Raw genomic sequence first — 9,369 nt, 5'->3', positions numbered from 1 at the left:
TTTGGCATCTAACTCCCTGCTATGCAGAAGTAAAAGTAACCTACACTCGTTTGCTCTTTCTGTTTTTACTTCGCATGTGGCAGAAAAAGCCCCTGCCCGCTTCCATGCATGGCCAGATGCTCTCTCCCACCTAAAAAGAGGGGGTTTATGTCCGTTTTTTAATTGATGTATATATAGGAAAAAGCTAGCTTCTACTTAAAGTAAAGTAGAAGCTTCTCCGCTTTCTTATTTCATACTTTCTAAAAGTTCTTGCTCATAATCATAAAGAGCTGTTGGATAATCCCCATTAAAGTAAGCCATACATAAGCCGCCGTATTTCCCTTCATATGGGCGTCCAATTGAATCTACTAAACCATCTTCACTTAAAAATGTTAAAGAATCTGCTCCGATAATTTGACGGATTTCTTCTATAGAGTGATTTGCTGCGATTAATTCTTTTCTCGTTTGAATATCAATTCCATAAAAACATGGATACTTAAGAGGCGGGGAAGCAATTCTAACATGAACTTCTGTCGCTCCAGCCTCACGAAGCATACGAACAATTCGTTTACTTGTTGTTCCTCTTACAATAGAGTCGTCAATCATAACAACCCGTTTCCCTTCAACCACACCTCGTACTGCTGAGAGCTTCATTTTTACCCCTTGCTCACGCAATTCTTGAGACGGTTGGATAAAAGTACGACCAACGTAACGATTTTTAATTAATCCTAATTCGTATGGAATTCCAGTTGCTTCTGCATAACCAATCGCTGCCGAAATACTAGAATCCGGTACACCCGTTACAACATCCGCTTCAATAGGCGCTTCCATCGCTAAACGTTTCCCCATGCTTTTACGTGCTGCATGAACATTAATGCCAGCAATATTGGAGTCTGGGCGTGCAAAATAGATGTATTCCATACTACAAATTGCATGTTCTACCTCATTTGTAAAACGATCTACTTGAATACCTTCGTCATTAATGATAAGTAGCTCCCCAGGTTCTACATCGCGAATATATGTTGCACCCACTACATCAAAAGCACATGTTTCAGATGCTACAACGTATGCATCTCCCATTTTCCCGATGGAAAGTGGGCGAAACCCATTCGGATCTAGCGCAACAATCATTTCGTTCCCTGTTAGTAAAAGATATGCAAATGCACCTTTTACTTTATTTAACGCATCTTTCACGCTCTCGATTAGTGAACCTTTTGTATTACGCTTAATTAAATGAAGCAGTACTTCTGTATCTGAACTCGTTTGAAAAATACTTCCTTCTGCCTCTAATTCACGGCGAAGCATCTTTGCATTAATTAAATTCCCGTTATGAGCTAATGCCATGCTATGATCAGAAAAACGGAATAGTAGTGGTTGCACATTCGCTACTTCACTTCCGCCTGCTGTTGCATATCGTACGTGTCCGATTGCAGATCTTCCGTTTAATCCTTCTAGCTCACCTCTTGAAAACACTTCTGATATTAAACCTAACCCCTTGTGACCGACGATTTTCTCCCCATTATTGACGACAATGCCTGCGCCTTCTTGCCCACGGTGCTGTAAACTGTGCAATCCGTAGTACGCAACTTGTGCTGCATTTTCATGCCCCCAAATTCCGAAAACGCCACATTCTTCATTTAACCCCTTTATTTCAGCAAGCATGGGATTGCCCCTTTCCAAGCCCTTCTCATTTCATCAACATTTGCTGTAAGTAATACTTCATTTTCTTCATTATGAATTGTTACTTCATTTGTATTTGTGACTTCTCCAACTTGAATTGCTTCTACTACTTTCTCAAACGCTTCTTGTTGTTCACGTTTTACCGTTACAACAAAGCGGGATTGTGATTCTGCAAATAAGGCTGCTGTTGCTTCCCCATCTAATTTCACAGTAGCACCTAGGCCTTTCGCACCAATTGCACTTTCAGAAATTGCAACTGCTAATCCACCTTCTGCAACGTCATGTGCGGATTGAACAAGTCCTGCTTGAATTGCTTCTAGTAATTCTTTTTGACGTTTTGATTCCACTTCTAAATCGATGCTTGGTGATTGACCAAAGATCTTACCATATACCATCTTCTGTAATTCACTTCCGCCAAATTCAGCTTTCGTTTCACCAATTACATAAACTAAATCACCAGCTTGCTTAAATTCTTGTGTTGTTACATGTTTTAGATCATGAACAAGACCTACCATACCAACAGTTGGCGTTGGATACACAGCTTCACCGCTACGTTCGTTATACATTGATACGTTTCCACCGATAACCGGGGTTTTTAATGTACGACAAGCTTCACTCATACCGTCTACTGATTTCTCAATTTGCCAGAAAATCTCTGGTTTTTCCGGATTACCAAAGTTCAAGCAATCTGTAATTGCAAGTGGCTCTCCGCCAGAACATACAATATTACGCGCAGCTTCAGCTACTGCAATTTTACCGCCCATTTCAGGATCTAAGTAAATGTAGCGAGAGTTACAATCTGTTGTCATTGCTAATGCTTTCTCTGTGCCACGTACACGTACAACTGCCGCGTCTGATCCTGGTGTAACAACTGTGCTTGTGCGTACTTGATAATCATATTGATCATATACCCACTCTTTACTTGCAATCGTTGGTTGTTGTAATAAAGCTAGCAATGTTTCTTTATAATTATCTACTTTTGGTGTTTCCATCTTCATTTCTTGGAACTCTTTAAAGTACGCTGCCTCTTTTGATGGTTTATGGTAAATTGGTGCTTCTTCTGCCAATGCATCTGCTGGAACTTCTGCTACCATTTCACCTTTATGGAATAAGCGAAGCATTTTGTCTTCTGTTACTTTCCCCATCGCAACTGCTGCAAGGCCGTATTTTTCAAATAAATCTACAATCTCTTGCTCTCTACCTTTTTTCACGACAATTAACATACGTTCTTGCGACTCAGATAGCATCATTTCATATGGCGTCATACCTGTTTCACGCTGCGGTACATCATCTAAATACATTTCAATACCCATTCCTGCTTTACTTGCCATTTCCGCAGAAGACGATGTTAAACCAGCAGCTCCCATATCTTGAATTCCAACAAGAGCATCAGATTGAATAAGCTCTAAGCATGCTTCAATAAGAAGTTTCTCCATAAATGGATCGCCTACTTGTACTGCTGGGCGTTTTGCTTCTGAACTCTCGGATAGTTCTTCCGATGCGAAAGTTGCACCGTGAATACCATCGCGTCCTGTTGAAGCACCTACGTACATAACCGTATTACCAGCACCATGCGCTTGCCCTTTTTTAATATCTTCATGATTAATTAATCCAACGCACATCGCATTTACAAGTGGATTTCCTTCATAGCATGGATCAAATTGTACTTCTCCGCCCACTGTTGGAATACCAATACAGTTACCGTATCCTGCAATCCCTGCTACTACTTCCTCAAATAAATATTTCACACGTGGTGATTGTAATTCGCCGAAGCGAAGTGAGTTTAATAGTGCTACTGGACGTGCTCCCATGGAGAACACATCGCGAATAATACCTCCAACACCTGTTGCCGCGCCTTGATATGGCTCAATTGCTGAAGGGTGGTTATGACTTTCCATTTTAAATACAACTGCTTGATTATCACCGATATCTACAATCCCTGCGCCTTCTCCAGGTCCTTGTAGTACATGTTCTCCTGTTGTTGGAAACTTGCGAAGAACTGGTTTTGAATTTTTATAACTACAGTGCTCTGACCACATAACAGAAAATAGTCCTGTTTCTGTGTAGTTCGGCAAACGCCCTAAAATCTTTTCAACCATGGCAAACTCTTCGTCCGTTAGCCCCATTTCCGCATATATACGTTCTTCTTTAATTTGTGTTGGATTTGGTTCAAGCATTAACGACATATGTTTCCCTCCAATGTTTCAAAATAGATTGAAAGACTTTTAAACCTTCAGCACCGCCAAGAAGTTCATCCACAGCACGCTCTGGATGTGGCATCATGCCAAGTACATTTCCTTTTTCATTTACAATACCTGCAATATCGGAAACACTTCCGTTTGGATTTTCTACGTAACGGAATGCAATTTGATTCTTTTCTTCTAATTCTTTAAGGGTTGCTTCATCGCAGTAGTAATTTCCTTCACCATGTGCAATTGGAATATTGATGACTTCACCTTTTTTATATTGCGATGTAAACATTGTTTCATTATTTTCAACACGTAACTGAACAGTTCGGCACATGAATTTTAAATTTTCATTTCGCATTAATGCACCTGGTAACAATCCTGATTCAACAAGAATCTGGAATCCATTACATACGCCTAAAATTGGTTTTCCTTGCTCGGCAGCTTTTTGCACTGCCTTCATTGCATTTGCAAAACGAGAAATAGCACCACAGCGAAGATAGTCGCCATAAGAGAATCCACCTGGTAAAAGAATCGCATCATACTCATCTAAATTCTCTGCATCATGCCAAACATAATCTACCTCTTCGCCAAGCTCATCTTTAATGGCATGAAACATATCAACATCACAGTTCGAACCTGGAAATACAATTACGGCAAATTTCACTGTGCGACAACCTCCTCAACTTCGTAACGGTAATCTTCCATTACAACGTTTGCTAATAGTTTTTCACACATTTCTTTTACCTTGCTATCCAGATCAGTTACTGATTTATCAATTGTTAACTCCATATATTTACCGATGCGAACATCCTGTACTTCTGTAAAAGAAAGGCTATGCAGGGCACCTTTCACTGCTGTTCCTTGTGGATCTAGTACACTCTCTCTTAATGTTACATATACCTTTACTTTATACATGTGAAGCTCCCCCTAAACGTTTTAAAATTTCTTCATATGCCTCTGTTAAATTCCCAAGATCACGACGGAATACATCTTTATCAAATTTTTCATTGCTCGTTTCATCCCATAAACGGCAAGTATCTGGTGAAATTTCATCCGCTAATATGATTTCCCCTGTTTCTGTTACGCCAAACTCTAATTTGAAATCTACTAATCTTACACGACAGCTTGCGAAATGCTCAATCAACACTTGATTGATTTGTAGAGCTGTTTCTCGTAATACACTTACTTGCTCTGGTGTTGCAACGTTTAACACACGAATATGATCTTCCGTTACAAGTGGATCTCCTAAATCATCATCTTTGAAGTAAAATTCTACAATTGGCGTTGTAAGAGCAGTTCCTTCTTCCATTCCTAGTCTTTTTGAAAGACTACCTGCAATTACATTTCTTGTGACAACTTCTAATGGAATAATACTCACCTTTTTTACAAGTTGTTCTGTTTCGGATAACTTCTCAATAAAGTGTGTTTTAATTCCCACTTCTTGTAACTTTCTGAACAATAAAGTTGTAATCTCATTGTTCAAACGACCTTTTCCTGTAATCGTCGCTTTTTTCTCCCCATTGAAAGCAGTCGCACTATCTTTATACTCTACCCAAACCATATCTGCTGCTTCTGTACGATAAATTCTTTTTGCCTTACCTTCATACAGCAATTCTAGCTTTTGCATTTCGCAAGCCCCCTGTAGTTTGAAAAATGTGAATAATGTTTTTATAAAGAATGGCACAGAATGACTCTATTCTGTGCCATATGAAATTTTACGCTTCATTTAATCCAAGACGTTCGAAGATTGTATCAACGTGTTGCATATGATGTTCATAATTGAAGCATTCGTTAATTTCTTCTTGCGTTAACTTACTTGTAATGCGCTCGTCAGCTTCTACAAGCTCTTTAAATTGTACTTGTGTTTCCCAAGCTTCCATCGCTTTAGGCTGTACAATATCATAAGCTTCTTCACGTACCATGCCTTTATCGATTAGTGTAAGCATTACGCGCTGAGAATAAATTAAACCGTATGTTCTCGTCATATTGCGTTTCATATTCTCTGGGAATACAGTTAAGTTTTTGACGATATTACCAAAGCGATTTAACATGTAATTTAACGCGATTGTAGCGTCTGGTAAAATTACGCGTTCTGCAGAAGAGTGAGAGATATCACGCTCATGCCATAACGGAACATTCTCGTAAGCTGTCATCATATAACCGCGGATAACACGAGCTAAACCAGTCATATTTTCAGATCCGATTGGATTACGTTTATGTGGCATTGCAGAAGAACCTTTTTGACCTTTTGCGAAAGCTTCTTCAACTTCACGTGTTTCACTCTTTTGTAAACCACGAATTTCAACTGCCATCTTTTCAATGGATGTTGCGATTAATGCAAGTGTTGACATGTAATGTGCATGACGATCACGTTGCAACGTTTGTGTAGAAATTGGCGCTGCTTCTAATCCTAAGTTCTCACAAACATATTTTTCTACGAAAGGATCAATATTTGCATATGTACCAACCGCACCAGATAGTTTACCAACACGAACTGTATGAGCAGCTTGCTTGAAGCGCTCTACGTTACGTTTCATTTCTTCATACCAAAGACCAAGTTTTAAACCAAATGTTGTTGGCTCTGCATGAACACCGTGTGTTCTTCCCATCATAATCGTGTATTTATGCTCTTTCGCCTTATTAGCTAAAATGCTAGTAAAGTTCTCTAAATCTTTTAATAAGATTTCATTTGCTTGTTTTAAGATGTAAGATAAAGCTGTATCTACTACGTCTGTAGATGTTAAACCGTAATGAACCCATTTACGTTCTTCACCTAATGCTGGTGTTTCTGATACAGCACGAGTGAAAGCAACTACGTCATGGCGTGTTTCTTTTTCAATTTCGTAAATACGCTCCATATCAAATGATGCATGCTCACGAATTTTTTTTACATCTTCTTTTGGAATATCGCCAAGCTCAGCCCATGCTTCACAAGCTAAAATTTCAACTTCTAACCACGCTTTAAATTTGTTCTCTTCCGTCCAAATCGCACCCATTTCAGGGCGTGTATAACGACTAATCATCTTTTTCCCTCCAACAGTTGTTCTTGATGGTCCCAAATATGCAAACTCTTCGCTTTTTCTAGAGCACCTTCAATATTCTCATTTAAAATATTTACATGCCCCATTTTTCGCTGTGCTTTTGCTTCTTCTTTTCCATACAAGTGTAAATAGCACCCGGTTAATCTATTCACTTGTCCTAGGACCCCTTCTATATGTTCGCCTAAAATGTTCACCATGACAACTGGTTTTAACAAATTTGTTTCTCCAAGAGGTAAATTACAGATTGCTCGAATATGTTGCCCAAATTGACTCGTTTCACATCCATCAAGTGTATAATGCCCTGAGTTGTGAGGTCTTGGTGCTAATTCATTAATGTAAACCTCACCGTCAGCTGTAGCAAACATCTCTACCGCTAGTGTTCCCACAAGTTCTAATTCATCCGCAAGTACTTTTGCATAAGTAATTGCTTTTTGAGAAAGTTCTTCTGTAATACGAGCTGGAACGATAGATTCATGTAAAATGTTATTCACATGAATATTTTCTGCTACTGGAAATACCTTCGTTTCCCCACTTACACTACGAGTTACAATAACGGATATTTCCTTTTCAAATGGCACCCATTTTTCTAGAATACATTCAGTTTGATCGACAAGCTCTTTTGCTCTTGCAACATCAGCTTCACTTCTTAAAACAACTTGCCCTTTACCGTCATATCCTCCTGTTGTTGTTTTTAACACACAAGGAAAGGAAAGTTCCGTAATTGCTTCTAAAAGTTCATCGTGCTTCTGAATTAATCTATATGGTGCTACTGGCAAACCAACCTTTACGATTGCATTCTTTTCTGTAAAACGATTTTGCGTTTTGCTTAATAACTGACTGCCTTGTGGCAAATACGCATGTTTTTCAAGCCATTGTAGACATCTATAATCAATATTTTCAAATTCATATGTGACAACATCGCTTATCTCTGCTAAATACTGAATCGCTTTCAAATCATCATAGGCTGCAACAATTTCAATGTCAGCAACTTGTGCACATGGTGAATGTTTTGTTGGATCTAAAACAGCAATTTTATAACCCATTTCCTTAGCCGCCAGCGCCATCATTCTTCCAAGCTGGCCGCCTCCGATAATGCCGATTGTTTTTCCAGGTAAGATGATTCTCGTCATACTAGCTCACTACCTTCACGCACAGTTTTCTCAATAGCTTCTCGTCTCAACTCTAATGCATCATGTATGTCATCATAAAATGATCCAAGTATTTGTGCAGCAAGTAATCCAGCATTTGTTGAACCAGCCTTACCAATTGCAACAGTTGCAACTGGAACCCCTCCTGGCATTTGGACAATGGATAATAACGAATCTAGGCCGTTTAACGTTTTTGATTGAACTGGGACACCGATTACAGGAAGATTTGTCTTCGCTGCAACCATTCCTGGTAAATGCGCTGCTCCACCAGCTCCAGCAATAATAACTTTTAATCCACGCTCACGAGCTGTTTCTGCATATTCAAACATATAATCCGGAGTCCGATGAGCGGATACAACTTTTTTCTCATACGGTATATTTAATTCATCTAAAATGTCACAAGCATATTTCATTGTTTCCCAGTCTGACGTGCTTCCCATTATGACTCCAACTAGTGATTTCATATTAGAATCCCCCCGATTCAAATAAAAAAAGCCTGAAATAGAACAGTTTCTCTTTTACTATGAGAGAAAGCGCTCTACTCAGGCATACGTATCCCTTGTGAATAGAAAAATACCGAGTGACTTTCCCTCATAGTCTAACGAATAACGGTCGTTAGGTAGAGACTTGCAGGCCATATCCCCGCGATTATATGAGGTCTTATATATTATTGTTTCTATGGCTATATTAACAATATTTCATAAACAATGTCAATAAATAATCGAATGTTTTTTTATTAGTTATCGTTAACGTTCGTGTTTTAGTTATATTCAAAAGAAGAAGTGAAAATATATGCAAGTAAAAAACGAAATTGGGGTAGGAAGATCAGATGTATCGTATGAAGATCTCGTGGTTTAGCGATAGAATACCTTAACCATGATTTAATCAAATTTTATACTCCTCTTAATCTGAGCACACGAAAAAGTAATCAATTCAAGGCACAAATAATACCACTTTTTGTATATTTAAGCATCGCCTATGATACTATTGTTATAAATTCACACTAATTTATAGGTGGTTTAATTATGCGGAAACTTAACATATTGTCATATTTATGTTTTTTATCGCAATAACTGCTGCAATGATTGGATCCTCTTTTATAACATCTCACTTTTTCTATTCTCACTATTTAAAGCTTATGCTTCTTGTAGAAATAATCAGTCCCATTATCGGAATTATTTTAGGGTCTTTCGGAAAACCTGGAAGGCCAAAACAAATTGCTATTATTTTAAACAGCCTCTTCTTTATTCTTTTTTCACTTTTGGCATTGCTCAATTTATAGATTATGGCATTTGGCAAATAAAAATGAACACAAAAAAACCTAAGTCGAAA

Annotated in this window: 8 protein-coding genes, 1 pseudogene and 1 riboswitch; of the genes and pseudogenes, 1 reads left to right on the top strand and 8 read right to left on the bottom strand. The window is 38.5% G+C overall.

Translation table 11 applies throughout. The annotated features are described in order from the left end of the window. Window positions 1–225: 225 nt before the first annotated feature. From purF to purE, 8 genes are all read right to left on the bottom strand, one after another. Complete coding sequence (gene purF / locus COO03_RS23095; RefSeq protein ID WP_097899355.1) at window positions 226–1,641, bottom strand: amidophosphoribosyltransferase; 1,416 nt, start codon at window positions 1,639–1,641, stop codon at window positions 226–228. Beyond that, the gene (purL, locus tag COO03_RS23090; RefSeq protein ID WP_097899354.1) at window positions 1,626–3,845 is read right to left on the bottom strand and encodes a phosphoribosylformylglycinamidine synthase II; all 2,220 of its coding nucleotides are present in this window, start codon (window positions 3,843–3,845) and stop codon (window positions 1,626–1,628) included. Before purL ends, purF begins: the two co-directional genes overlap by 16 nt. Then, on the bottom strand, window positions 3,829–4,512 hold the full coding sequence (purQ, locus tag COO03_RS23085) for a phosphoribosylformylglycinamidine synthase subunit PurQ (RefSeq protein ID WP_097899353.1): 684 nt from the start codon (window positions 4,510–4,512) through the stop codon (window positions 3,829–3,831). The genes purL and purQ overlap by 17 nt, the downstream gene beginning before the upstream one ends. Then, window positions 4,509–4,763: a phosphoribosylformylglycinamidine synthase subunit PurS gene (gene purS, locus COO03_RS23080; protein ID WP_016132263.1), complete on the bottom strand. Its 255-nt coding sequence runs from the start codon at window positions 4,761–4,763 to the stop codon at window positions 4,509–4,511. The genes purQ and purS overlap by 4 nt, the downstream gene beginning before the upstream one ends. Then, window positions 4,756–5,475: a phosphoribosylaminoimidazolesuccinocarboxamide synthase gene (gene purC / locus COO03_RS23075; protein ID WP_097899352.1), complete on the bottom strand. Its 720-nt coding sequence runs from the start codon at window positions 5,473–5,475 to the stop codon at window positions 4,756–4,758. The genes purS and purC overlap by 8 nt, the downstream gene beginning before the upstream one ends. Before the next feature lie 88 nt (window positions 5,476–5,563). Then, entirely contained in the window at window positions 5,564–6,871 is a 1,308-nt protein-coding gene (gene purB, locus COO03_RS23070; RefSeq protein ID WP_097899351.1) for an adenylosuccinate lyase, read from the bottom strand. Then, complete coding sequence (gene purK, locus COO03_RS23065) at window positions 6,868–8,019, bottom strand: 5-(carboxyamino)imidazole ribonucleotide synthase (protein WP_097899350.1); 1,152 nt, start codon at window positions 8,017–8,019, stop codon at window positions 6,868–6,870. Before purK ends, purB begins: the two co-directional genes overlap by 4 nt. Beyond that, window positions 8,016–8,501, bottom strand: coding sequence for a 5-(carboxyamino)imidazole ribonucleotide mutase (gene purE, locus COO03_RS23060; RefSeq protein WP_097899349.1), 486 nt, complete (start codon window positions 8,499–8,501; stop codon window positions 8,016–8,018). The genes purK and purE overlap by 4 nt, the downstream gene beginning before the upstream one ends. 110 nt (window positions 8,502–8,611) lie before the next feature. Continuing rightward, window positions 8,612–8,713: riboswitch (purine riboswitch) on the bottom strand. A gap of 349 nt (window positions 8,714–9,062) precedes the next feature. Between purE and COO03_RS28195 the strand changes: the two are divergent. Beyond that, a pseudogene (locus COO03_RS28195) lies at window positions 9,063–9,319 on the top strand (hypothetical protein). Window positions 9,320–9,369: the final 50 nt, after the last annotated feature.

It is taken from the genome of Bacillus sp. AFS098217, assembly GCF_002551815.1.
In the GTDB taxonomy this organism is placed as follows: Bacteria; Bacillota; Bacilli; order Bacillales; family Bacillaceae_G; genus Bacillus_A.
The sequence above is the reverse complement of the archived record's forward strand: the minus strand, read 5'-3'. Positions and strand labels throughout refer to the sequence as shown.

Excerpts from the sequence above, each read along its gene's own strand:
- purE (WP_097899349.1), bottom strand. The coding sequence starts at position 8,501 with ATGAAATCACTAGTTGGAGTCATAATGGGAAGCACGTCAGACTGGGAA.
- purC (WP_097899352.1), bottom strand. The coding sequence starts at position 5,475 with ATGCAAAAGCTAGAATTGCTGTATGAAGGTAAGGCAAAAAGAATTTAT.
- purB (WP_097899351.1), bottom strand. The coding sequence starts at position 6,871 with ATGATTAGTCGTTATACACGCCCTGAAATGGGTGCGATTTGGACGGAA.
- purL (WP_097899354.1), bottom strand. The coding sequence starts at position 3,845 with ATGTCGTTAATGCTTGAACCAAATCCAACACAAATTAAAGAAGAACGT.
- purK (WP_097899350.1), bottom strand. The coding sequence starts at position 8,019 with ATGACGAGAATCATCTTACCTGGAAAAACAATCGGCATTATCGGAGGC.
- purF (WP_097899355.1), bottom strand. The coding sequence starts at position 1,641 with ATGCTTGCTGAAATAAAGGGGTTAAATGAAGAATGTGGCGTTTTCGGA.
- purS (WP_016132263.1), bottom strand. The coding sequence starts at position 4,763 with ATGTATAAAGTAAAGGTATATGTAACATTAAGAGAGAGTGTACTAGAT.